The following is a 23624-nucleotide window of genomic DNA, read 5'->3' on the forward strand; positions in this document are numbered from 1 at the left end:
CCGGCCTCACGTGGGCGCCTGAGGCCGGCTGCCGTGGTGGGCGAGAGCCGCGTGCGGGTCGCCGCCGGCGGGGAGGTGGTCGGTGTGGACCGTCGCCGCGGTCAGCCGGGGAACGGCGTGGATCAGGGCGTGTTCGGCCGCGACGGCCAGCTCGTGGGCCTGGACTACGGTCAGGTGCGACGCGACGATGATGTCGGCCTCGGCCCGCAGTGCGTGACCGATCCACCGCATCCGCACCTGCCCGGTGTCCAGCACGCCGTCGACACCACGCAGCGCGGTCTCCGCGGTGTCGACGAGGGCGGGGTCGACGGAGTCCATCAGACGCCGGTAGACCTCGCGGGCCGCGTCCTTGAGGACCAGCAGAATGGCAATGGTGATCAGCAGGCCGACGATCGGATCGGCCGTCCGCAGGCCAAGTGCGGCACCGCCTGCGCCCAGGAGGACGGCCAGCGAGGTGAAGCCGTCGGTCCGGGCGTGCAGACCGTCGGCCACCAGCGCGGCGGAGCCGATCCGCCGCCCGGTGCGGATGCGGTAGCGGGCGACCCACTCGTTGCCGGCGAACCCGACCACGGCGGCCGCGGAGACCGCCCAGAGGTGGGTGAGTTCACGGGGGTTCAGCAGCCGGTCGACGGCCACGTAGGCGGCCAGGCCCGCGGAAGCCGCGATGGTCGCCACGATGACGATGCCCGCCAGGTCCTCGGCGCGGCCGTAGCCGTAGGTGTAACGGCGGTTCGCCGCCCGCCGCCCCAGCAGGAACGCGATTCCCAGCGGGACGGCGGTCAGGGCGTCGGCGGCATTGTGGATCGTGTCGCCGAGCAGCGCCACGGATCCCGACAGGGCGACGATCACGGCCTGGACGACGGTCGTCGCCCCCAGGACGACCAGGGAGAACCACAACGTGCGCATCCCCTCACGGGAGGCCTCCATCGCCGCGTCCACCTTGTCGCCGGCCTCATGGCGGTGCGGGGTGACCAGATGGGCGAGCCCGTGCCGCAGACGGGACGCGCGGGAACGCTCCCCGCCCTGCCGATGCCCCGATCCGCCGCGGTCGTGGTAGTGGTCGTGGGTGCGCGTGTGCCGAAACCCCTCCATGACATCCCACACTGGCACACCGATCCGATTGCGGCTACAGCCGTCATACACCCTGTGACCAGGTGCGATTGCCTCGCAACAGCACCACGCCGCCAGATCCCCCTTCTCCCCCCCTCCCCCGGCCGACCGTCCCGGTAACGGCACTCCCGGGGCCTGGCGCGTCGAGGGGCGCTTTCCTACAATCCAGGCCGCCAGCGCAATCGCACCGGATCCGACGCCACCAGGAGCCGACATGGCCTTGTCCCGCTCTCCCCGTCGCACCCTTACCGCCGGCCTGTTCGCGGCGACCGTCGTCTTCGCCTCCTGTCTCCAGACCGGCCCCGCGGGCGCCCGGCCCGCCGGTGACGCCGCCGTCGGTTTCGGCTGCGCCACCGGCGCGGGAGGCGTCAAGCTGGACACCACGTACAACCCCGACACCAAGCGGTACGAGCTCAACGACCCCAAGCGGGGCAACCACAAGACCTATGACATGAACGGCAGCACGACGGGCACCGGCACCCTGGTCACCGACGACGACAACGTCTGGTGCGACAACGATCCTCACCACCGGCAGGCGGACGCCGTGGCCGCCCATTACATCCACTCCGTGTTCTGGGACTACTTCCTCGACGCGCACGGCAGAAAAGGCATGCGGAACGACGGGCGGGCCGGTTGCAGCCGCGTCCGCTACGGCAACGAGGCCGCCTTCTACAACCTCGCCACCTCCTGCATGACCTACGGCACCGCAACCTCGACGCGCCGGTACCTCACGCGCATCGACGTCGGTGCGCACGAGATGACCCACGGCGTCATCGCGGCGACCGCCAACCTCGGCTACTTCGGGGAGACCGCCGGGCTGGGCGAGGCGATCGGCGACATCTTCGCCGTGGCCGCGGAATTCCACGCCGGCAACCGTGCCGACCCCGGCGACTACCTCATCGGCGAAGGCATCGACATCTCGGGCGACGGCACTCCCCTGCGTTACCTGGACAAGCCGTCAAGAGACGGCGCTTCCAAGGACTACTGGTACTCCGGCATCAGCCAGATACATCCGCAGTATGCCTCGGGCCCCGCGAACCACTTCTTCTACCTGCTCGCCGAGGGCAGCGGGCAGAAGGTCATCAACGGCGTCTCCTACAACAGCCCGACCTACGACGGCCGCCCGGTCACCGGCATCGGACGATCCGCAGCCGAGAAGATCCTCTACAAGGCACTCACCGAACGCATGACGTCAAACGTCAACTACCACGGCGCGCGCCAGGCGACGCTGGCCGCAGCCGCCGATCTCCACGGGCAGGACAGCGCCCAGTACCGGGCGGTGGGAGCCGCGTGGACCGCGGTCAACGTCAAGTGATCCCTTCGCGACTGAGCCATGTCCCCCATGGTCCCAGCCGTTCAGAAGTACGAGTGCAGTTCCCCACGTCGGCGAACGTCCGCCGTGACGCAGTGGAAGCAGCCGCCGAACCGGATCACGTTGCGGAAGCTCACCTGCAGGACGTCGAGAACCCAGTCCTGCAGGAAGTCGATCACGGGGCCTCGCCCGCCTCCACGACGACTCGCCGCTTGTCGACCATCTGCATCGGCGCGTGGTCGGCGACCTCTACCAGGTGGACGCGGTAGGAGTCCCCGAGGTGCCTGCGGACCCATTCGATGCCCGCCAGGTTCATCACGTGGCTGCGCTGGGCGAAGAGGTCACGTCCGCAGCGGACGAAGTCGGCCGCGTCGAAGGTCGGTTCCGCCTCCGTGGTGGCGTACCGGCCGCTGCGGTAGGGACGCTCGTCGTCGAAGTCCTCGTCGTACAGGCTGTCCAGCAGCCGTGGCCGGGGGCACTGATCCACTTGGCACCCCGGCGGAAGTAGTCCATGAGCAGACGCTGGTACGCGTGTGCCTCGAAGTAGCGGGAGCGCCAGGCCATGGGCGACTCGGGCCGCGAAATCCTCCAGCTCCGCGGCGGCGCGAGCGGTGTATTCGGCGGGTCCCACTCGTTGTACGACTCGACGGGCGAGGTGGTGACCGCGGGGTCTGCCACGGGGTCTACAACGGCCATGATCAGCTCTCTTCCGGTGCGGCGGTGTGGCGTCACCATTGGACGGCCGCACGCGGCGGCTCTCCACCGGGCACCGCGCGAGGCAGGTGCTCACGACGGGTGTGCTGTTCGTGGGTTCTCCGTCGTCCTCCGCGTGGACGGGGCATGGAGGGAGGCGAGCCGACCGCTCCGCCACTCGGGTGAGTACGGGCGGGCGCCGACGCCGCCCGCTCTCCCTCCGTCGGCGGGGGGACTGCCCCTCCCGGGCCGCCCCGGAAGGGTGCCCGGGATTGGCCTCCCGACGTGCGGGTACGGGTAGCTGAGTGATGACCATTGGTGTGGAGGAGGAGTACCTGCTGCTCGACCCCGTCACCGCCCTGCCTGTGTCCTTGGCCGAGGAAACGCGTGCGGCGGCCGGGCTGCAGCGGATCGCGGGCGAGGAAGAGGTCCAGCCGGAGCTGCTACAGGCCCAGGTGGAGGTCGCCACCCCGGTGTGCGAGGACCTGGCCGAGGTCGGCGGGCACCTGTTGCGGCTGCGCCACGCGGTGAGCGCCGCTGCCTCGACCGTCGGCTGCCGGGCAGCCGCCACCGGGGCGGCGCCGCTCACCGGCGGGATCCCGGTCCCGGTCACCCCGAGCCCCCGCTATCTGGCGCTGCGCGCGGAAGGGGCGCGGCTGGTCGACGAGCAGCTGGTCAACGGCATGCACGTGCACGTGGCGATGCCCGACAGGTCAGCGGGCGTGGCGGTCCTCAACCGGGTCCGCCTGTGGCTACCCCTGCTGGTGGCCATGGCGGGGAACTCCCCGCTGTGGCGTGGCCAGGACACCGGATTCGCCAGCTGGCGCACGGTGGTCTTCGGCCGCTGGCCGGTCAGCGGGCCTCCTCCCCACTTCGCCGACGCGGCCGACTACGAGCGGCGGGTGGACGCACTGGTGAAGGCCGGGGCGATCGCCGACACCGGCCAGGTCTACTGGCAGGCACGCCTCTCCGACCGGTACCCCACCCTCGAGGTGCGCTGTTTCGATGTCCAGCTCAGGGCGGAGGAGGCGGCGATGTTCGCCGGTATCGTCCGCGCGCTGGCCGCCACCGCCCTGCGCGAGGAGAACACAGGGGTCCCTGTCCCCCCGTGTCTGCCGGAGGCGCTGTACGCGGCGAACTGGCACGCGGCCCGGCACGGTCTGGAAGGCAGACTCATCGACCCCCAGGGCTGCCAACGGTCCGCCGGGGACCTTGTCTGCGCGCTGCTCGACCACATCGCTCCCGCACTCGAGGACAACGGGGACACCCGCGAGGTGACCTCCCTGCTGCATCAGTTCCTTCAGCGCGGCACGCCGGCCGACCGGCAGCGGCAAGCATGGGCCGACGGCGGGCTGCGGGCGCTGGCCGACCTCGTCGCGCTCGAAGGCACCGCGGACTGAGCAGCGCAAGCGCGGGGCTGGGAGCGGGGTTCCGCGGGATACGCCGAAGGGCGGCGGCACCGGGTGGGGTGCCGCCGCCCTTCGGCGTGCGGTGTCAGCTCCCTTAGTACGCGGAGTTGACGTTGTCCATGGAGCCGTACTTGTCGGCGGCGTAGTTGCAGGAGGCGGTGATGTTGGCGACGGGGTCGTAGGGGTCCCAGGAGGTGCCCTCGACGTGGTAGGCCTTGAAGGTCGGGTCGATGATCTGCAGCAGGCCCTTGGACGGGACACCGTTGGCGGCGTTGATGTCCCAGTCGTTGATCGCACGCGGGTTGCCGGTCGACTCGCGCATGACGTTGCGCTTGATGCCCTCGTAGGTGGCGGGGATGTTCTTGGACTTCAGGATGTCCAGGGACTCCTTGATCCACCCGTCGAGGTTGTCGGCGTAGGCCTTCTTCACCGGAGCCGCGGGGGCCGCGGGCTTGGCGGGGGCGGCGGGCTTGGCGGGGGCGGGCTTGACGGGGGTGCGGGCCTGGGAGCGGCTGGCGGCCTGCTGGTCGGCGCGGGCCTTGTCGGCCTTGGCCTTCGCGGCGGCGTCGGCCTTCTTCTTCGCCTCAGCGGCGTCGGCGGCCGTGGTCTTGGCCTGCTGGGTGATGTGGTCGTGGGCGCCGAGGTCGGTGGTGGTCCACGCGACGGGCTTCACGGCGATGGAGGGGGTCTCGGTGGCCTGGCCGGGGGTGACGGCCATGGCGAGGGCTGCGGCGCCCATGGCGACGGTGATGCCGGCGGCGGAGAGCTTGTGGGTCTTGGTCAGTCGGGCGGTACCGGTGGTGGTGGAGCGCATGCTGGCTGAACCTCTTCCAATCGCGTGAGTCGCACGGGCCGGATCGGCGCGAAGAAAGCGCCGTTTCTCGATCGACGGCGCCATGCGACTCGGCAATTGTTAGCGGCCCGAAAAGCCCCTGGCAAAGGTGTGACCTACTACCCGACCCCGGAACAACCGCCCACCCCGAACCCCGCCCATCACCCCACTTCACACCCAAATGTCCGAATCAGGACTCCACTACCGGGGTTCGTAAGTGATCCGGGTCCCATGAGCGGCCTCACATCACACCCCCCACCACCACACACCACGTGAGCAGTCGGACACACACGGTCCGGTGCACGACGGGGCGGCCCCAGAGGGCCGCCCCGTCGTGAATCCAGCCGCTCGGGCCTGTCTCAGCACTGAGGCCGTCGGCCGTGGTTGGCTGCGTGCTTACGACGTGCCTTCTTCTTACGGCGACGCTTCGAGGACATGCCGACTCCTCTCTCCGTGGTGCTTTCACGGCGATTTCCGCCGTTCCCTTTGCTATCACACGCAGCGATCACACGACCGGCAGCCGGGGCGGGCGATCGCGTGAATCCCGCCGACGGCCCCCGGGCGGGTCGTCCCCGCCCGGGGGGGGTCGGAAAAGCAGGTGCGGGCGCAACCTGCCGCTGTCAGACTGCGCCGGTGAAACGTGAAATGATCTCCAGACTCGCGCACGCCGACCATCCGATCGCAGCCCCGCTCGACGACGCCTCGGTCGGCGAACTGCTGGACCACGGCATCCCTCGCGGCGACGAGCGTGTTCTCGACCTCGGCTGCGGTGGCGGGGAATGGCTTCTGCGCGCCCTGGCCGCCCGCCCGCAGCTGCGGGCCGAGGGCGTGGACATATCCGAGGCGTCCCTGACACGCGCCCACGAGGCCGCGGTGGGACTCGGCGTCCAGGACCGGCTCACACTCCACCAGCAGGACGCCTCGGGCTTCACCTCCCCGCACCCGTTCGACCTGGTGCTCTGTGTCGGGTCCACGCATGCCTTCGGTGGGTTGCTCCCCACCCTCGCGGCCGCGCGCAAGCATCTGGCGCCCGGCGGACGCGTCCTGGTCGGTGACGGATTCTGGGAGCGCGAGCCCTCACCGGAGGCCGTCGACATGCTCGGGGACTTCGACGACCTGGCGACCACGGTGGACCGCGTCGTCGCCGACGGGTGGACCCCCGTGCACGGTCACGTCAGCACACGCCAGGAGCTGGACGCCTACGAATGGGCGTGGACGGGGTCCCTGTCCGCATGGGCGCTGGACCACCCCGACGATCCGGGGAGCGCCCAGGCGCTCGAGGCAGCCGCGACCCACCGCTCCGAGTGGCTGCGCGTGTACCGGGACACATTGGGATTCGTCTGCCTTGTCCTGCGCTCGTCATGACGAGGGTGTCGGCTTCTTGAGCAGCTCGAACACGGCGAGGTAGTTCTGTCCGCCGTGACCTTCGGCGATCGCCCGCTCGGCGAGCTCCTGCATCAGCTTCGGCTGGTCGGAGCTGACGTTCCGCTCCACGCTGGTGCGGGCGATGTGTTCCAGCGCGTTCAGGTTCATTTCCATGGTCCCCTGGTCACCGGGGTAGTCGCCCTGGTCCAGGTGGGGGGCCTGCGCGAGGACGGTCGCGCCGACGACCGCGGGCAGGAACCAGCCGATCGCGAGCTCGGCGAACTTCGCCACCTCGACGTTCGCCGTGCCCACCAGGGCGGCGGCGTGCAGGAAGCCGTTCAGCGACGCGTACATGAAGTCGAGCAGCGCGGTGTTGTACAGCACCGCCAGGCTCGGGTCGGGACCGAGGTACGTGGGGCCGCCCATGGCTGCCAACGTCGGCTTGTGGCCGTCGAAGACTTCCCGCGAACCGCTGTACAGGAACACGGAGTCGGGGTGCCCCACCGCCGGCGGCGGGACCATGATCGCACCGTCGAGGTAGTCGGCCTCGCGCTCCCCGGCCCAGGCGACCGCCGCGTGAGCCTCGGTGGGCGTACCGGAGCTGAGGTTCACCAGGGCGCGGCCGGCCAGGGCCGCTGATGCGGAATCGAGGATCTCGTACATGGCCGCGTAGTCCTTGAGACAGACGACGGTCAGCGGGCTCGCGGCAACGGCGTCAGCGATCGTCGCCGCCCGGTGCGCGCCCTCGGCGACGAGGCCGTCGGCCTTCTCCGGAGTACGGTTCCAGACCGTCGTGGGGTGGCCCTGCTTCAGCAGCGTTTCGGCGAGCGCCATGCCCATGGGGCCGAGTCCGACGACGGTAACGGCGGTGTGGATCGGGTCTGTTGCGTGCTGAGTGGTCATACGGGCACGTTAAAGTTTCACATCCATGTGAGAGTCCACTCGATTCGACGTGACGGCGGTCACCATGCGTATCGGAGAGTTGTCCCGGCGGACCGGCGTCAGCGAACGATTGCTGCGCTACTACGAGGAACAGGGTCTGCTGCGTCCGCACCGGCGGCCCAGTGGGTACCGCGAGTACCGCGACGAGGACATCGACACGGTGCGCGGCATCCGCACCCTGCTCGCCGCCGGTCTCAGTACCACCACGATCGGGGAGTTGCTGCCCTGCATGGTGGACGACGGCCGGGGGCTGGCGCCCGCGTGCCCTGAGATGCTTCCCGATCTGTACCGGGAACGGCAGCGGATCAGCGATGCCGTGGCCGATCTCCTGGCCGCGCGCGGAGTGTTGGACACCATCATCACGGCCACCCTGCCGTCCGACGCCCTGCAGCCACCGGCCTGCGAGGCGGTCGGCAGCGGACGGCGGCCCGAGGCGTAAGGGCGGCGCGGGGGCCTGCTCGGCGCCGGCACCGGGCAGGCTGCCGGGGAAAGGCCCCGGGCAGGGCCCGGCAGCCCGCCCAGGGGTCGTCCCCGGCGAGGTCCGGGCTCAGGAGGTGACGGCCCGCCGGCCGCGGGCGCCGCGCGCGTCCCGCAGGTAGAGCAGCCCCGCGCAGGCGACGATCCAGATGGCCAGCACGATGATGCCGCGCTCCAGACCGTCGTGGTGGAAGTACGCCAGTCCCTGAATGGCGCGGACACCGGCGCCGACAGGCAGGACCTCGGACAGCGGGTGCAGCCAGCCGGGCAGGTAGGGGGCGGGCATGACACCACCGCTGGTGCTGTTGCCGAGGGTCAGCAGAACGACCGAGGCCAGCCCGGCGCCCGCCGCTCCGGTCCACCGGATGAACACCATGGTCGCGCCGCCGGCCGCCATCGCCATCAGCGCGGTCATCCCGGCGATCCCGACGAAGGAGCCGGGCAGTGCGCCGAATCCGGTGCTTCCGGCGAGGAGGGCGATGATGATCCCGCCCAGGACTCCGAAGAGCGCGAGGCTGGCCATGCGCTGCCTGAAGCGCAGGGTGGGCGCGGCCTGGTAGGTCATCATGCCGAACAGATAGCCGGCCAGGACCAGGCCGAAGGCCGCGTAGAAGATCGACAGGCCGCGGGTGTCACCCTCGGAGCTGGGAAGGATGTCTTCCTGGGCGAGCCGGTGGCCGTCCGCCTTGGCGACCGGGCCGAAGGCTCCGGTGAGGGTTCCGGTGACGGAGGGCCCGTTGGCGCCGGCGTACAGCAGGGTCGGCTCGCCGCGTCCGGTGAGGTAGGCGGCGTAGACGTCGCGGTGCTCGACGGCCTTCCGGGCCGCGTTCTCGTCACCGTAGGGCCGTACGTCGAAGCCACCGGGCAGAGCCGACTCCAGGCCCTTTTCGAGCCGGTGTATCTCCTGCGACGTGCCCACGGCGGCGACCGGCAGGTCGTGCGGCCTGGGGGCATGGAACGCGGCGAGGTAGACGCTGACGAAGATCGTGCCGATCGCGAGGACGACGGCGACCGGGAGGAGTACCCCCTTCAGGCCGCCCTGCGGGTGCGGAGCCGGGGCCTCGTCCGGTATGTCGGCGTGCGGGTGTGCCTGCCGCGCGGCGGCAGGGCGGGAGGAAGTGGGGAGTGACACGAAGACCATCCAAACTTGTAAGCTGCCTGATAACCGTAGCAGGAAATATAAGGTGCCTTACAAATGGTGGTGTCCATGAACGAGCAGTCCGCGACGACCGGCTATCTGGCCTGGCAGTTCTCCCAGGTCATGGGCACCCGCCTGGAGAAGGAGCTACGGGTGCTGGACCTGACGCTGGCGCAGCACACCGCCCTGATGCACATCGCCCGCAGCCCCGGTATCTCCAGCGCGGACGCCGCCCGCCGCACCGGCGTCACGGCCCAGTCCATGGGCGCCGCCGTGAACGGCCTGGTCGACCGGGGCATGCTGGAACGCCGGCCCCACCCGACCAACCGACGCGTGCTCTGTCTGCACATCACCGACGACGGCCGCCGCCTGACCGAGCGCGCCCAGGCCGTCGTCAAGGACGTCAACGATGCCGCGCTGTCCGTGCTTTCCCCGGCGGAACAGGCAACCGCGCACAGCCTGCTGTACCGCCTGGTCGCGCACCTCAACCCGGACGCCCTACCCCCTTCCGCGTGATGCGCGCTCATCGTTTCCGGCAGCAACGCAATGCCCGGATCGGGTGACGGACCACGGTGGAGTGAATCGCACAAACTCCGGCCGACGCCCCGCCCCGGGACTTCGGGGCGGTTGACGCACCTTCGAATCCTTGCGCTACCTCACGCCCTCCGGTGGCCGTGACTCCTCCGATCGGGGGTCGTTTTCCCGATCACTCGTCCGATCAGGATGTCAACGAGGAGGCGTAGTGCATCACCGTCACGACCGTCACACCCACACCACCGGGGCCCGGTTGCTGTTCGAACACGTGAGTCCGACGACGTCCGCCGGGGCCGTCGTCGCGACCGCCGGGAGGTGGTCGATGTGAGTCGCCGTGCCGAGAACACCACCGCCACGGCGGGTCCGGGCACACAGGAGGGTTCGCCCTCGGAGCGGTTGCTGTTCGGCGGGCCGCTGCTGCACGACACGGGCTGGAACAAGCACGAGCGCGCCTATCTGGAAATGTCGCTGTGGGCGATGGCGTTGAGCCTGCCCCGCCTGGTCGCCTCCACCGTCCGGCTGGCGTGGCGGGCCGACCGCCGGGCGCTGTGGGCGGTGGGCTGCGCGGAGGTCCTGCACGGCGTCACCCAGGCCATCGGTCTCGTGGCGGTCAACGACGTCCTCGGTGCCGTGCTGGCCACCGGCCCCATCGCGGACCGGCTCCACGCGGCCGTGCCCGCGCTGATCTGCGTCGCGGCCACCGGTCTCGTCGGGGCTCTGGCCATGTCCGCCTCGACCGCGGGCACCGGACGGCTGGAGCCGAAGGTCGAGCGGGTGGCGACCGAGATGTACCTGGAACGCGTGATCCGCGTGGAGTTGGAGGCGATCGAGGACGAGAACTTCCACCGGCTGCTGGACACCGCCCAGTACGGCGCGGCGGGGGCCCGGCGCATGATCCGGTACTGCACGGCGGTCGTCGGAGCGCTGGTCTCCTTCACCGCCGCGGCCGGCGTGCTGACCATCCTGCACCCGGTACTGCTGCCCCTACTGCTCCTGATGACGCTGCCGCGCTCCTGGGCCGCGCTGCGCAACTCACGGACGCGCTACGAGTCGTTCCAGCGGTGGGCCCAGCACTCCCGGGCCGGCCGTCTGCTGAGCCAGACCCTGATCCGTACCGATCCCGCGCCGGAGATCCGGGTGCACGACGTGGGGCCCTTCCTGCTGGGCCACTTCCGGAGCATGTCGGAGAGCTCGGAGGGCGAACAGACCAGGCTCGCGCGCAGCGCGGCCAAGACCCGGCTGATCGCCTCGGCCCTGACGGGCCTCGCCACTCTCGTGACCTATCTCGCGCTGGGCGGCCTCCTGCTGACCGGCGTGATGGCACTGTCGGTCGCGGGAACCGCCGTGCTGGCCACCCGCAGCGGGGCGGCGAGCCTGACGACCCTCATCCTTCAGGTCAACAGCCTCTACGAGGAGGCGTGTTACGTCATGGACCTGGAGCGGCTGTGTGTCGAGGCAGGGAAGCGGGCCATTCCCGTCGGCGGACTGCCGGTCCCCGAACAGCCACGGCTCATCCGCTTCGAGGACGTCACCTTCACCTACCCGGGCGACTCCCCCACCGAGCGGCCCGCCCTCAGCGGGGTGACCCTCGACATCCCCATGGGAAAGATCGTGGCCCTGGTCGGGGAGAACGGCTCCGGCAAGACGACCCTGGTCAAGCTGCTCGCCGGCCTCTACCAGCCCGGTGAGGGCACGATCCGGTGGGACGGCCAGGACGCGGGCGCCCTGGACCGGGCCGAGCTGTTCTCCCGGTTCGCCATGGTCAGCCAGGACTTCCACCGCTGGCCGCTGACCGCCCGGATGAACATCGCCATCGGCCGCACCGACCGGCCGCTGGAGGAGGAGCGGGTGGAGGCGGCCGCTCGCTACGCGGGAGCCCGCAAGGTGGTCGAGGGGATGCCGCGCGGGTGGGACACTTTGCTCTCCCGGGGCTACAAGGGCGGCCACCAGATCTCCGGCGGGCAGTGGCAGAAACTGGGCCTGGCCCGCGCCCACTACCGCGACGCCCAGATCCTGATCGTCGACGAACCCACTTCGGCCCTCGACGCCCGCGCCGAACTCGAAGTCTTCGAGCAGATCCGCCAACTCGCCCAAGCGGGCCAGACCGTCCTCCTGATCACGCACCGGCTGGCCTCGGTGCGTGACGCCGACCTCATCCACGTCCTGGAGAACGGCAGGCTCCGCGAGAGCGGCACCTTCCAGGAACTGACGGACAACCCGCCGGTCGGGATCTTCCGCGACCTCTACGAGATGCAACGCCGTCAGTTCATGGACGGACAGACCGCCACCCTTCCCGGGCAGCGCAAGCCCGCCGACGCCACGGAGAAGAGCCGAGACCTGTGACGGGCGCCCTGGGGGAGGCCGCCCGGTCCTCCCCCAGGGCGAAGCATCGGGCGGGCGACGCCGCTCGTGTGCGTCAGCGGTGTCACCGGTCCCGGCGGGCGTCGATCTCGGCGATCAGGGCCTCGACACGGGTCCGGATCTCGTCGCGGATGGGGCGGACGGCCGCCAGCCCCTGACCGGCGGGGTCCTCGAGGGCCCAGTCGAGGTAGGTCTTGCCGGGGAAGACCGGGCAGGTGTCGCCGCAGCCCATGGTGATGACGTAGTCGGAGGCCTGGACGGCCTCGGTGGTGAGCAGCTTGGGCTGCTCACCGGCGATGTCGATCCCGGCCTCGTGCATGGCCTCGACGGCGGCGGGGTTGACCTGATCGGCGGGGAGCGACCCGGCGGAGCGGACCTCGACCCGGTCGCCCGCGAGGTGGGTGAGGAAGCCGGCGGCCATCTGCGAGCGCCCGGCGTTGTGGACACAGACGAACAGGACGGACGCGGAGCGGGGTGCGGACATCGGTTCTTCCTTCGCGGTTCGAGCAACGGAGCGAGCGTGTGCCCGGCGGGATGCCGATTCATGGATCAGCCACGACTGGTATCAGCATCGACTGATGTGAGAATATCAGCCCATGATGACATCAGTCGATGCTGATCTGATCCGGGTGCTGGCCGACCCGCTCAGGCTGAGGATCGTGACCCTGCTCGCCCACGAGACGCTGTGCACCACGCATCTGGTCGAGGAGACGGGCGCGCGGCAGACCAATCTCTCCAACCACCTGAAGGTGCTGCGGGAAGCCGGGGTCGTGGACACCGAGCCCTGCGGGCGGTTCACCTATTACAGGCTTCGGCCCGAGGTCATCGCCACCCTCGCCGGGCAGTTCACCGAGCTGGCCGAGCACGCCCGTGCCGCCGCCGACCGGAAGAGGTCCTGCCCGTGACCCGCACCGAAAGCCCCGCGGGCACGGCGGAAGCCTCGGTCGTCGCGAAGCTCTCCACGCTCGACCGCTTCCTCGCGGTGTGGATCCTCATCGCCATGGGCCTCGGCCTGGGGCTGGGCCGTCTGATCCCGGGCCTGAACGACGCGCTGGCCGAGGTCGAGATCGGGGGCGTCTCCCTGCCGATCGCCGTCGGTCTGCTGGTCATGATGTATCCGGTACTGGCCAAGGTCCGCTACGACAGGCTCGACGCGGTCACCGGCGACAAGAAGCTGATGGTCTCCTCGCTGGCCGTCAACTGGATCCTCGGGCCCGCGGTGATGTTCGCGCTGGCATGGATCTTCCTGCCGGACCTGCCCGAGTACCGCACCGGCCTGATCATCGTCGGCCTGGCCCGCTGTATCGCCATGGTCATCATCTGGAACGACCTGGCCTGCGGTGACCGTGAGGCCGCCGCCGTGCTGGTCGCCCTGAACTCCGTCTTCCAGGTCGTCGCCTTCGGCCTTCTCGGCTGGCTCTACCTGGACCTGCTGCCCGGGTGGCTGGGCCTGGGCGACGGCGCACACCTCGACATCTCCCTGTGGAAGATCGCCCTGAACGTCGTCGTCTTCCTCGGCGTCCCCCTGCTGGCCGGCTTCCTCACGCGCCGCCTGGGCGAGAAGAGGATGGGCCGCGAGAGGTACGAGTCGGCATTCCTACCGAAGATCGGCCCGTGGGCCCTGTACGGACTGCTGTTCACGATCGTGATCCTCTTCGCCCTCCAGGGAAAGACGATCACCTCAAGGCCCGGGGACGTCGCCCGGATCGCGCTGCCCCTGCTGGCCTACTTCGCGATCATGTGGTTCGGCACCTTCGCCCTCGGCAAGGCCATCGGCCTGACCTACGAGCGGACCGCGACCCTGGCGTTCACCGCGGCGGGCAACAATTTCGAGCTGGCCATCGCGGTCGCCATCGCCACCTTCGGCGTCACCAGCGGCCAGGCCCTCTCCGGCGTCGTCGGCCCGCTCATCGAGGTGCCCGTCCTGGTCGCCCTGGTCTACGTGGCACTGGCCTGGCGGGGCGGGCGAGGGGATCGGACGGAGACGGGCAGGCGGCCCATCGCGGCGAGCACGGACGGCTCGACGCGGTAGTAGTCCCAGGTGCCCTCTTCGCCGCGCGGATGCGGGGCCCGCGCCGGGAGGGCACCATCGGACTCCAGGAGGACACCCGATGCCCGACAAGGAACCCCGCACCGAGCTGGACGCGCGCTACAGCGACGAGCGGGCGACGGCAGTGCCGTGGACGGACGCCGTCACCCGGCTGACCGAGGCCGAGGTGTACTGGCTGACGACCGTACGCCCCGACGGACGCCCGCACGTCACCCCGCTCATCGGCGTCTGGGCGGACGGCGCGTTGCACTTCTGCACCGGAGCGCATGAGCGGAAGGCGAAGAACCTGCGGGGCAACCCGCATGTCGTGCTCACCACCGGGACCAACAGTCTGCGGGAGGGCTACGACCTGGTCGTCGAGGGTGAGGCCGTGCGGGTGGGCGACGAAGCCCGGCTGCGGCGGCTCGCCGGGGCGTGGGAAGCGAAGTACGGCGCGGAATGGCACTTCGACGTACGGGACGGGCTGTTCGTCAATCCCGGCGCCGGTGAGGCCGTGGTCTTCGAAGTGACCCCCCGTACGGCCTTCGGCTTCGGCAAGGGCGAGACGTACAGCCAGACCCGCTGGCTCTTCCCCTGAGCCATGACCGGTCGAGGCTCAGCGGACGGCGACCAGGACGTGGCTGTTGCCGAATTGCCAGACCGCGCCGGCGTGCTCGAATCCCGCCTCGCGCAGGAGCGTGATGTGGCGGGAGAGCGTCAGATCCTCGCCCTGGCTGCTGGGGAGTGGACGGGTGCGGCGTTCGGCGAGGAGAGGGGCCAGCTCCGGGTCGGCTTCCATCGCCGTCCACCACGACTGCCAGTCCTCGTGGGCGAGCACCGCTCTTCGTTCGGCCCAGCGGCGTCCGACGGCGGTGGCGATCCTGGAGATCTTCGCGGTGTCCTGGCAGAGGTGGTCGCCGTTGACGAGGATTCCGCCGGGACGCAGCAGGGCGGCGAGCTGCCGGTAGACCTGCCGCAGGGTGCGCTCGCCGAGGTAGTGCAGTGCCGTCGTCGAGACGGCCGCGTCCAGGGGGCGGTCCAGGCCGAGGGTTCTGAGCCAGCCCGGTGCGCCGATCACCGCTTCGACGTACCGGACGGCGGGGCCGTAGTGGGTCCGGCCGAGTTCGAGCAGCAGCGGGTCGGCGTCGACGGCGAGAACCTCCGCGTGCGGCAGTCGGCGCGACAGGCGTGCCGCCAGTGCTCCCGGGCCGCAGCCGAGGTCGACGACCAGGGGTCTCGGGCGGCCGGCCGTGACGTGGTCGACCACGTCGGCGATCACGGTGAATCGTTCCTCGCGGTCGACCGCATACCGTTGTTGCTGGCCTTCCCAACGCTTCACCCAGCGTGCCGCCGTCGCCGCGCTCACGCCCGGCCTGCTGCGCACCTCAGCCATCTCACCCGCCCGCGGTTCTGGTGGTATTGACAATCATTGTAGTTTAGCGAGGGCGGAGAGCAACGCGTCGATCTCTTCTGGGGTGTTGTGGATGTGCAGACTCACCCGCACGGAGCCTTCTTCCCCTGCTGCCCCGGCCTGACAGTGCCCGTCGGACCGCACCATGAAGCCGTGGCTGAAGAGGATGAACCCGAGGTCGTTGGAGTTGACCCCGCGGTGCCGGAAGGTGACGATGCTGCGGCGCCGCTGCACTGGGGACCCGGCGGGCAGGCTCAGCGGGCAGCCCAGGACCTCGTAGGCGGACAGACGGCGCAGGCCGTCGGTGAGCCGGGCCGCCAGGGCCACGGTCCATTGTTCGATCCGGTCCAGGCCCGCCGCGTCCAGCCAGTCGAGGGCGGCCGCCAGGCCGGCGATGCCGGCGGTGTTCGGTGTGCCGCTCCACCCGCCGGGCCTCAGCCGCGGCCCACGCGTTCCGCGGGACCAGATCACTCCGGAGCCCGGCAGGGCGAGGGCCTTGTGGCCGGAGAAGACCAGGAAGTCCACGTCGAGATCGGCCACGGAGACCGGCAGATGGCCGACGCTCTGTGCGGCGTCCAGGCAGATGGGCACCTCGGGGCCGACCACCCGGCGGATGCGGTGCACGTTCATGTCGCCGCCGTAGACGTGGTGCACATGGGTGGCGGCGACGAAGCGGGTGCGGGGGCCGACGACTTCCGCCAGCGCCCGCGGGTCGTAGTCGCCCGAGCTCTCCTGGTACGGCAGCGGGCGGACGGCCACGTCGATCCCCTGGCGGGCCAGCAGTTGCCTCGCTTCCAGCCAGGGCGAGAGATTCGCCTGATGGTCGGCGAAGGGCACCACGATCTCGTCGCCGTCGGTCAGGACGGCGGGCAGCCAGTCGCGGGCCACGGTGCGCAGCCCTTCGGTGGTACCGCTGGTGAAGTGCACGGCCGAGCGGTCCGGGGCTCGGTCGCCCAGGAACTCCTTGACCCGGTCGCGGGTCCGCTCCACCAGCGTCGTCGTGGCATTGGCCCAGGGGTACGTACCACGGCCGGAGTTGGCGTTGGACGTGGTGAGGTACCTCTGCACGGCGTCCAGGACGGCCCGCGGCTTCTGCGCGGTGGCCGCGCTGTCCAGATAGGCCAGGTCCGGATGGTCCACGATGATCGGGAACTGGGCGCGCAGCGGACGCTGCCAGTCGCGCAGCTCGTCCAGCGGTCGGTCCATGTCAGCCACGCTCCAATGGGGCGCCCGCGTCGCGCCAGGCGATGATGCCGCCGGCCAGACTGCGGACGTCGGGATGGCCCATGCGGGTCAGCAGGGCGGCGTAGCGGGCGGACTTGTCACCGACCGGGCAGGCCAGCAGCACGGCCTGCCGCCTGCTGAACGGCAGGCCGCCCCGCAGAAGTTCGTCGAAGAGCTCGTCGACGATGTTCACCGAGCCCTCGATGTGCAGCGCCGCGTAGGCGAAGGAGCCCCGCAGGTCGACGACCAGAGGGCGTTCCTCCGCGATCCACTTCCGCGCGTCGGCGGTGTCGATCACCGTGGCGGCCGCCACCTCGGCGTCGGAGAGCGCGCTCACGGAGTTCTTCACCGGCGGCCTGCCCAGCAGCTCCGGGCGGCGTTGGCGCACATAGCCGACGTAGCTCTCGACGCGGTCGCAGACGATGAAGACGGCCGTCCTCCGCTCGGTCGATTCCGCGTCGAGCGGGCGCAGATGGCGCAGCGCCCCGAAGTACGCGGCCCCGCCGGTGGGGCCGCCCAGGATGCCGCAGCGCCGTACCAGCGTCAGCATCCCGTCGATGGCCTCGTCGGCGCTCACGGCCTCGATCGTGTCGTACGTGGCGGGGTCGAAGAGGCCGACCTCCTGCACTTCGTCGATGGTGCGGATCCCCGGTATGAAGTCCGACTTCTGCGCGACCAGGCCGACGACCGTTACCGCGGGGTCGTGTGCGCGGAGGACCCGGGCCACCCCGGTGGAGGAACCGGCGGTGCCGACGCAGGCGATGAAGAAGTCCGGTGCCCGCCCGTCGAGATCCGCCACGATCTCCGGGCCGGTGCCCGCGGCGTGGGACTCGGTGTTGCGTGCGTTGAAGTACTGGTCGGTGTGGAGGTTGGGGCTGCCCGGCCGTGACAGTTCCTGGTGGAAGAGAGTGAGCGGGTCGTCGGTGTTGGTGGGGTCGAGGCATTCGGTCTGTCCGGGCAATTCCTCGATCTCTGCGCCGAGCAGCAGGAGCAGGTCCTTGATCTCCGGTACCCGCATCCGGTTGGTGATGCTCTTGAACGGCAGCCCGTGCATGCCCGCGATGACGGCCAGTGCCTTGGCCGTGTTGCCGCTGGACAGCTCCACGACCGTCTCGCCGCCGCGCACCGCCGCGGGCAGTCCGGGCCGCACCATGTTCCAGGCGGCCCGGTCCTTGACCGACCCGAAGGGGTTGAGCATCTCCAGCTTCGCGTAGAGGTCGATGGTGCGCAGGCCGTGCACGGACGGATCGATGCGTACCAGCGGGGTGTCGCCGATGGCGTCGGTGATGCTGTCGTACCTCATGCCTCGTGCCCTCCCGGATGTGTGATGGGCCAGTACCGCTCGTCGAGACACCAGCGCCAGGAGCCGCCCTCCTGGTATACCGCGACCTTCCGGGCTACGGGCCGGCGCTGTGCGTGGGTGGCTTGGAAGTCCATGCAGTACCCGGCGGTGTTGGCGAAGCACAGGAGGTCGCCCGGCCGCGGCATACGGGGCAGGTACACCGTCCGCCGGGTGATCAGGTCGGCTTCCAGGCAGAGACTGCCGGCGAGGTGCACGCCCACCGGGCCACGCTCCTCGCCGGCTTCGGCGGGGGCGGCGTCGCGGGCGAGGAGCACCGGGTCCATGAGGACGCCGTGTTCCTCCAGGCTGACGTCGTCGGCCGTCATCGCGAGGCGCACCAGGGGATCACCGCGGTCCGTGCGCCGTACCTCCAGCACCTTCGCCAGCGACAGCCCGCACTGGTCCAGCAGGGCCCGGCCGGGTTCGGTGTACAGGTCGTACAGGTTCTCCAGGAGGAGGGTGCCCAGCGGCCGGTTCAGGGCCGGGGCGGGCCGTGACAGCAGCGCGTCGAGATAGCCGGCCCCGGCGACCGGGCGGTGGGCGGGGTAGAGACTCAGGGCGCCGCGCAGGGTGCCGCCTTCGGCCCGGAGGCCGTAGCCGTGCCCGCCGCGGGCCAGGGGCGGGCGTCTGCCCAGGACCGCATGGGTGAGTTCGGTGGTGTAGCGGTCCCATTGGGCTTCGTGGGCAAGGTAGTTGACGCCGAAGCCGCCGCCGATGTCGACGGCGCGCGGGGTGAATCCCCGGCGGCGCAGCTCGTCCATGGCCCGGAGGCAGCCTTCGAGGGCCGTCGCCTTCTCGTCCAGGCTGGTGGTGTCGAGGTGGTAGGCGACGCCGGTCGGCCGGAGGACGTCGCGGTGATGTGCGACGGCGTCGAGCAGCCGGGGCAGCGACTTCATGGAGGTGCCGAAGCGGCTCTGCCGGGAGCGCACCTTGACCCCGGACGTCTCGAACTCCGACAACCGCAGCAATACCGGCACCGGGGGCAGACCGTAGGCGCGGACGAGGGCGGCGAGGCTCTCCAGCTCCTCGGGCCCGTCGATGCTGACGGTGACCCCGCAGCGGGCGGCGAGCCACTGGAACTCCGGGTCCTTGGGGCCGGTGGCGACGATGCGCTCCGCACCGAATCCGGCGCCGAGGGCATGCTGCAGTTCGCCGAGCGACGCCACGTCGATGGCGGCGTCGGTCATCGCGAGCCGGCGCACCAGGGCGCTGGAACGATTCGCCTTGTGGGCGAAGTACACCTGGCCGGCCAGGCTGTGGCGGCGGTAGACGGAACGGAAGCGCTCGACGTTCTCCGCGATCCGCTCGGGCAGTACGACATTGAGCGGCGAGCCCAGCGCGTCGACCAGGGTGTGGAGGAACGCCGCCGACTCCAGCAACGACGCCAACGGCTGTTCCAGCCGTGGCTCCAGATATAACGGGGCACCATCCATTTCAGACGTCCCTCCCCTTGTGACAAGGCGGGTTGTGACAAGGCGGGCGGGCCGCTGCAAGGCACCGCCCCGGCCGATCCTTATCCATCCAGGGGCGGTCTACACCCGGTGGCCTGGGGCGGATCCGGACACGGCGGGCTCACGGCCGGTACCGGAAGGGCTTCCTCCCGCCCCGCCGAAGCACCGGCGGGGCGGGAGGGAAGAGGCCCGAGGCTGCGGAATCGCCCTCAGTGGCCGTTCGGTGCGGGCTGCCATCCGGTGGCGGGCCGGTCGAACCAGATGTGGGCCTGCCCGGTGCCGATCCCGTTCTCGTACGTGCCGAAGCGGCTGCCCGGCGCCCCGCAGTCCGCGCCGCCGACCGCGCCGGCCAGCATCAGGTAGTGGCCGAAACGTGCCTCGGGGGCGAAGCGGAGGTACTCCGGCATGGACCCGATCACCTGGTCGTGCCGGCCCGCCTCCAGCCAGGCGATGCGCTGTTCGTCGGCCGCGCGCGCCTCGGGGGTGACGATGTTGCCCGGGTCCCCCGCCATGCGCTCGCGCAGTTCGGCCAGTGGCCAGAAGCGGTGGGACAGACCTCCCGAGGCGAGCAGCAGCACCTTGCGGTCGAGGCCGGCGACCGCCTCCGCGACGACCTCGCCGGCTTCGAGGAAGTCCTCGGTGGTCGCCGTCTGGCAGACCGAGACGGAGACCCAGGGGGTGCCGGCCCGGCCGAGGTAGGTCCAGAGGTTGAGCGTCGCGTAATGGATCGGCAGGTACGGGTCGTCGTTGGCGGTGAGCCACCGCGATCGCCGCTCCGCCGCTCGGGCGACGGCGTGGGCCAGTTCCGGGTCCCCGGGGATGTCGTAGGGCAGCCGGCTGATCGCGCCGGGCATCTCGTCCGAGGTGAACAGGCCCGCGCGGCGCGGGTGGGCGGTGATCACCGTTTCGGTCGTGGTCGCCCAGTGGCTGTCGAACACCACGACGGTGTCGTGGTCCCTCGTATCGATCACCTCCTGCCGGAGCCGGGTCAGGCCGGTCGCGAGGGTGAAGTCACGGCCTCCGTTCTCCCTGATCCTCATCTGCTCGGGGAACATGATGACGGGCGCGTGCGAGAGCAGGCCCGCACCGACGATGTCGCCCATGGGCGACCTCCTTCGCGGTCGTGGGGCTAGGGGATGAGCAGAAGCTTTCCGCTGGTGCGCCGGGCGGCGAGGTCCTCGTGCGCACGGCAGGCCTCGGCCAGGGGGTACGTTCCGGCGACGGTGAACTTCCAGGTGCCGTCGAGGATGCCGGCGAAGACCTCCCCCGCCCGCCACTCGAACTCCTCGGTGGTGGCCCGGAAGTGCTCCAGGTAGGGCCGCGTCAGGGTCAGGGAGCCGCCCCACAGCAGCCGCATCACGTCGACGGGCGGCACGGCGCCGCTGGCGCCGCCGAAGAGGACCAGGGTGCCGCGGGTGCGCAGACTGGCGAGGCTCGCGTCGAAGGTTGCGGCGCCGACGCCGTCGTAGACGGCGTGGACGCCCTCGCCGCCGGTGAGCCGGCGCACCTCGGCGGCCAGGGCTCCCTCCTCGGTGAAGTCGGTGTAGCGGATGACGTCGTCGACGCCGTTCCCCCGGGCCAGTGCTTCCTTCTCCGCGGTGGAGACCGTGCCGATGACGCGGACGCCCCGCCGCTTGAGCAGCTGGGTGAGCAGGAGCCCGACCCCGCCGGCGGCGGCGTGGACCAGCACCGTGTCGCCTTCGCGCGCCGGGTAGGAGTCGTTGGCCAGGAAGTGGGCGGTCATGCCGTGGACGAGCACCCCGCCGGCGGTGATCAGGTCGATGCCGTCGGGCACGGCGATCGCCTTGTCCTCGGGTACGACCACGCGGCTCGCATAGCTGCCGAGGACCGTGGTCCAGGCGACCCGGTCGCCGGGCTTGAACCGGCTGACGCCGGGGCCGGTGGACACCACGGTCCCCGAGCCCTCCTCGCCGGGTACGCACGGCACGGGCAGCGGATAGCGCCCCTCCCTGCGGTAGAGGTCGATGAAGTTCACGCCGGCCGCGGCGAGTTCGACGAGGATCTGCCCCTCGCCCGGCCGGGGGTCCGGCCGTTCGACGTAGAGCTGGACCTCGGGGCCGCCGGTCTCACGGATCTCGATCGCGTGCATCAGTTCGTTCCCTTCACTCCGGTCAGTTCGACCTGGTAGGTGCGCAGCCAGTCGTCCAGGCGGACGGTGGACTCCACGAGGATCCGTTCGAACTCCGACAGGCTGCCCCCGGAGGTCTTGGCCGTGAGCCGCCGCACCGCCTCACCGGCGAGGAAGGGGCTCAGCGGCGCGCTGCCGTCGCCCGCCGCCGCGGTGAGTCCGGTGATCAGGGCGCGGTCGTAGGCGGGATCCTGGATGGAGGGGTAGGCGGCCTTCTTGCGGCGCAGCACCGGTTCCGGCAGCAGGTCGGCGGCGGCCGCGCGCAGCAGTGACTTCTCCTCGCCGCTGAAGGTCTTCATCGCCCAGGGGACGTTGAAGACGTATTCCACCAGGCGGTGGTCGCAGAAGGGCACCCGGCCCTCGAGTCCGACGGACATGCCCATCCGGTCCTTCTTGTCCAGCAGGATCGGCAGCCAGCGGGTCAGCGTCAGGTGGCTGAGCTCCCGGGTCCGCCGGTCCTCGGCGTTCTCGCCTTCGAGCCGCGGCACCTCGGCCAGTGCGGTGCGGTACAGATCGGCCTCGTACTCCCCGAGGTCGAGCCCGTCGACGAACCAGGGGTGGAACAGCGAACGGGGGTCGAGGCCCCGGTGGGCGCCGAGCTTGAGCCAGGGGAAGGTCTCCGCGCGCCGCGCGGCGGGGTCGGAGAACCACAGATAGCCGCCGAAGACCTCGTCGGCGCCCTCTCCGGACAGGGCCACGGTCGCGTGTTCGCGGACGGCGGCGAAGAGCAGATGGAGGGAGACATCGAGGTCCGCGAAGTTGAACGGCAGGTCCCAGGCACCGAGGACGCTCCGGCGGACGGCAGGGTCGAGCAGCCGGGCGCGGTCGAGGACGATGGCGTGGTGGTCGCTGCCGACGTGCTCGGCGACCGCGCGGGCGTACGGGCCGTCCGGGGTGGGGCGGATGGCGTCGGCCCGGAAGTTCTCGGTGTGACCGGTGAAGTCCACGGAGAAGGTGGAGAGGCCGGCTCCGGTCGCGGACCTGGTCCGCGCGGCGAGAGCCGTGATCGTGCTGGAGTCCAGGCCGCCGGACAGCAGCGAGACCAGGGGGACGTCGGCGACCATCTGGCGGGGCACGATGTCGTCGAGCAGCTCGCGGACGGTGGCGACGGTGGTCGGCAGATCGTCGGTGTGCGGGCGGGCCTCCAGGGCCCAGTACCGCTCCTCGGTGATCCCGCCGCGGCCGACGCGCACCAGGTGGCCCGGCTTGACCTCACGCATGCCGCGGAAGGGCACCCGCCCGGGGGTGCGCAGGAACAGCAGCGCGTCGCAGAGCTCCTCCGGTCCCGCCTCGGCCCGCCCCAGGGGGTTGGCGAGGATGGCCTTCGGCTCCGAGCCGAAGAGCACACCGTCCGGTGTGGGGTAGTAGAAGAGGGGTTTGACGCCCAGCCGGTCCCGTACGAGCAGCAGCTCGTCGCGGGCGGTGTCCCAGAGGGCGAGGGAGTACATGCCGTTGAGGCGGTGGACGAAGCCCTCGCCCCACTCCAGGTAGGCGCGCAGCGCCACCTCGGTGTCGCTGCGGGTGGTGAACCGGTGGCCGCGCAGGGCGAGTTCGGAGCGGAGCTCGGGGAAGTTGTAGATCTCCCCGCCGTACGTGATCACCGCCCGGGGCAGATCTCCGGGGCCGCGCTCCGGGGTGCGCATGGGCTGCGTGCCGTGTTCGAGGTCGATGACGGCCAGTCGCCGGTGCCCCAGGGCGACGTGCGTGTCCAGCCATACGCCGCGGGCGTCCGGCCCCCGGGCGGCCAGGGTGTCGGTCATGGCGTCGAGGACCGGGGATTGGGTGGTGAGGTCGCGGGTGTAGTCGACCCATCCGGTGATGCCACACATGTGTCTGCTCCGTTCC

23 protein-coding genes are annotated in these 23624 nt (G+C 70.7%); 9 read left to right on the top strand and 14 right to left on the bottom strand.

The window, feature by feature from the left end:
• Nucleotides 1–6: 6 nt before the first annotated feature.
• A complete protein-coding gene (locus tag AB8O64_RS01720) occupies nt 7–1092 on the bottom strand; it encodes a cation diffusion facilitator family transporter (RefSeq protein ID WP_370417464.1) in 1086 nt (361 codons plus the stop codon).
• A gap of 232 nt (nt 1093–1324) precedes the next feature.
• Between AB8O64_RS01720 and AB8O64_RS01725 the strand changes: the two genes are divergently transcribed.
• Nucleotides 1325–2425, top strand: a complete 1101-nt coding sequence (locus tag AB8O64_RS01725) for a M4 family metallopeptidase (RefSeq protein WP_370417466.1) — start codon at nt 1325–1327, stop codon at nt 2423–2425.
• Nucleotides 2426–2466: 41 nt separating this feature from the next.
• On the opposite strand, the gene AB8O64_RS01730 is transcribed toward AB8O64_RS01725, so the two are convergent.
• Both AB8O64_RS01730 and AB8O64_RS01735 read right to left on the bottom strand, forming a co-directional pair.
• Complete coding sequence (locus tag AB8O64_RS01730) at nt 2467–2601, bottom strand: hypothetical protein (RefSeq protein ID WP_370417467.1); 135 nt, start codon at nt 2599–2601, stop codon at nt 2467–2469.
• The gene (locus AB8O64_RS01735) at nt 2598–2909 is read right to left on the bottom strand and encodes a hypothetical protein (RefSeq protein WP_370417469.1); all 312 of its coding nucleotides are present in this window, start codon (nt 2907–2909) and stop codon (nt 2598–2600) included. Before AB8O64_RS01735 ends, AB8O64_RS01730 begins: the two co-directional genes overlap by 4 nt.
• A 511-nt stretch (nt 2910–3420) precedes the next feature.
• Here AB8O64_RS01735 and AB8O64_RS01740 point away from each other — a divergent pair.
• Nucleotides 3421–4515: a glutamate--cysteine ligase gene (locus AB8O64_RS01740; protein ID WP_370417470.1), complete on the top strand. Its 1095-nt coding sequence runs from the start codon at nt 3421–3423 to the stop codon at nt 4513–4515.
• A gap of 103 nt (nt 4516–4618) precedes the next feature.
• Here AB8O64_RS01740 and AB8O64_RS01745 read toward each other — a convergent pair whose 3' ends face one another.
• On the bottom strand, nt 4619–5338 hold the full coding sequence (locus AB8O64_RS01745; protein WP_370417471.1) for a transglycosylase SLT domain-containing protein: 720 nt from the start codon (nt 5336–5338) through the stop codon (nt 4619–4621).
• Nucleotides 5339–5989: 651 nt separating this feature from the next.
• Here AB8O64_RS01745 and AB8O64_RS01750 point away from each other — a divergent pair.
• On the top strand, nt 5990–6721 hold the full coding sequence (locus AB8O64_RS01750) for a cyclopropane-fatty-acyl-phospholipid synthase family protein (RefSeq protein ID WP_370417472.1): 732 nt from the start codon (nt 5990–5992) through the stop codon (nt 6719–6721).
• On the opposite strand, the gene AB8O64_RS01755 is transcribed toward AB8O64_RS01750, so the two are convergent.
• Nucleotides 6716–7624 (bottom strand): NAD(P)-dependent oxidoreductase, encoded by a 909-nt coding sequence (locus tag AB8O64_RS01755; RefSeq protein ID WP_370417473.1) that lies wholly within the window; start codon nt 7622–7624, stop codon nt 6716–6718. The two genes, AB8O64_RS01750 and AB8O64_RS01755, sit on opposite strands and share 6 nt — an antisense overlap.
• Nucleotides 7625–7688: 64 nt before the next feature.
• Here AB8O64_RS01755 and AB8O64_RS01760 point away from each other — a divergent pair, with 64 nt between their 5' ends.
• On the top strand, nt 7689–8102 hold the full coding sequence (locus AB8O64_RS01760; RefSeq protein WP_370417474.1) for a MerR family transcriptional regulator: 414 nt from the start codon (nt 7689–7691) through the stop codon (nt 8100–8102).
• Between the two features lie 108 nt (nt 8103–8210).
• Here AB8O64_RS01760 and AB8O64_RS01765 read toward each other — a convergent pair whose 3' ends face one another.
• A complete protein-coding gene (locus AB8O64_RS01765) occupies nt 8211–9272 on the bottom strand; it encodes an ABC transporter permease (protein ID WP_370417475.1) in 1062 nt (353 codons plus the stop codon).
• 75 nt (nt 9273–9347) lie between these two features.
• Between AB8O64_RS01765 and AB8O64_RS01770 the strand changes: the two genes are divergently transcribed.
• Complete coding sequence (locus AB8O64_RS01770) at nt 9348–9794, top strand: MarR family transcriptional regulator (RefSeq protein WP_365212182.1); 447 nt, start codon at nt 9348–9350, stop codon at nt 9792–9794.
• A 342-nt stretch (nt 9795–10136) separates the two neighbouring features.
• Complete coding sequence (locus AB8O64_RS01775; protein WP_370417476.1) at nt 10137–12155, top strand: ABC transporter ATP-binding protein; 2019 nt, start codon at nt 10137–10139, stop codon at nt 12153–12155.
• Nucleotides 12156–12237: 82 nt separating this feature from the next.
• Here AB8O64_RS01775 and AB8O64_RS01780 read toward each other — a convergent pair whose 3' ends face one another.
• Nucleotides 12238–12657 carry an arsenate reductase ArsC gene (locus AB8O64_RS01780; protein ID WP_370417477.1) on the bottom strand — a complete coding sequence of 140 codons (420 nt, stop codon included), beginning with the start codon at nt 12655–12657 and terminating at the stop codon, nt 12238–12240.
• Nucleotides 12658–12769: 112 nt separating this feature from the next.
• Between AB8O64_RS01780 and AB8O64_RS01785 the strand changes: the two genes are divergently transcribed.
• From AB8O64_RS01785 to AB8O64_RS01795, 3 genes are all read left to right on the top strand, one after another.
• Nucleotides 12770–13078 carry a metalloregulator ArsR/SmtB family transcription factor gene (locus tag AB8O64_RS01785; protein WP_356457159.1) on the top strand — a complete coding sequence of 103 codons (309 nt, stop codon included), beginning with the start codon at nt 12770–12772 and terminating at the stop codon, nt 13076–13078.
• On the top strand, nt 13075–14205 hold the full coding sequence (gene arsB / locus AB8O64_RS01790) for an ACR3 family arsenite efflux transporter (protein WP_370417478.1): 1131 nt from the start codon (nt 13075–13077) through the stop codon (nt 14203–14205). Before AB8O64_RS01785 ends, arsB begins: the two co-directional genes overlap by 4 nt.
• 79 nt (nt 14206–14284) lie before the next feature.
• Nucleotides 14285–14800: a pyridoxamine 5'-phosphate oxidase family protein gene (locus AB8O64_RS01795; protein WP_370417479.1), complete on the top strand. Its 516-nt coding sequence runs from the start codon at nt 14285–14287 to the stop codon at nt 14798–14800.
• An 18-nt stretch (nt 14801–14818) separates the two neighbouring features.
• On the opposite strand, the gene AB8O64_RS01800 is transcribed toward AB8O64_RS01795, so the two are convergent.
• From AB8O64_RS01800 to asnB, 7 genes are all read right to left on the bottom strand, one after another.
• Nucleotides 14819–15595, bottom strand: a complete 777-nt coding sequence (locus tag AB8O64_RS01800) for a methyltransferase domain-containing protein (protein ID WP_370417480.1) — start codon at nt 15593–15595, stop codon at nt 14819–14821.
• Between the two features lie 33 nt (nt 15596–15628).
• Nucleotides 15629–16819, bottom strand: coding sequence for an aminotransferase class V-fold PLP-dependent enzyme (locus AB8O64_RS01805; protein ID WP_370417481.1), 1191 nt, complete (start codon nt 16817–16819; stop codon nt 15629–15631).
• 1 nt (nt 16820) lies between these two features.
• Nucleotides 16821–18140: a pyridoxal-phosphate dependent enzyme gene (locus AB8O64_RS01810; RefSeq protein WP_370417482.1), complete on the bottom strand. Its 1320-nt coding sequence runs from the start codon at nt 18138–18140 to the stop codon at nt 16821–16823.
• Nucleotides 18137–19612 (bottom strand): Y4yA family PLP-dependent enzyme, encoded by a 1476-nt coding sequence (locus AB8O64_RS01815; RefSeq protein WP_370417483.1) that lies wholly within the window; start codon nt 19610–19612, stop codon nt 18137–18139. Before AB8O64_RS01815 ends, AB8O64_RS01810 begins: the two co-directional genes overlap by 4 nt.
• A gap of 227 nt (nt 19613–19839) precedes the next feature.
• Nucleotides 19840–20733 carry a catechol 1,2-dioxygenase gene (locus tag AB8O64_RS01820; RefSeq protein WP_370417484.1) on the bottom strand — a complete coding sequence of 298 codons (894 nt, stop codon included), beginning with the start codon at nt 20731–20733 and terminating at the stop codon, nt 19840–19842.
• A gap of 26 nt (nt 20734–20759) precedes the next feature.
• Nucleotides 20760–21740 carry a quinone oxidoreductase gene (locus AB8O64_RS01825; RefSeq protein ID WP_370417485.1) on the bottom strand — a complete coding sequence of 327 codons (981 nt, stop codon included), beginning with the start codon at nt 21738–21740 and terminating at the stop codon, nt 20760–20762.
• On the bottom strand, nt 21740–23608 hold the full coding sequence (asnB, locus tag AB8O64_RS01830; RefSeq protein WP_370417487.1) for an asparagine synthase (glutamine-hydrolyzing): 1869 nt from the start codon (nt 23606–23608) through the stop codon (nt 21740–21742). The genes AB8O64_RS01825 and asnB overlap by 1 nt, the downstream gene beginning before the upstream one ends.
• Nucleotides 23609–23624: the final 16 nt, after the last annotated feature.

Origin of the sequence: Streptomyces sp. QH1-20 (genome assembly GCF_041283565.1) — a bacterium.
Lineage (GTDB): Bacteria > Actinomycetota > Actinomycetes > Streptomycetales > Streptomycetaceae > Streptomyces > Streptomyces syringius.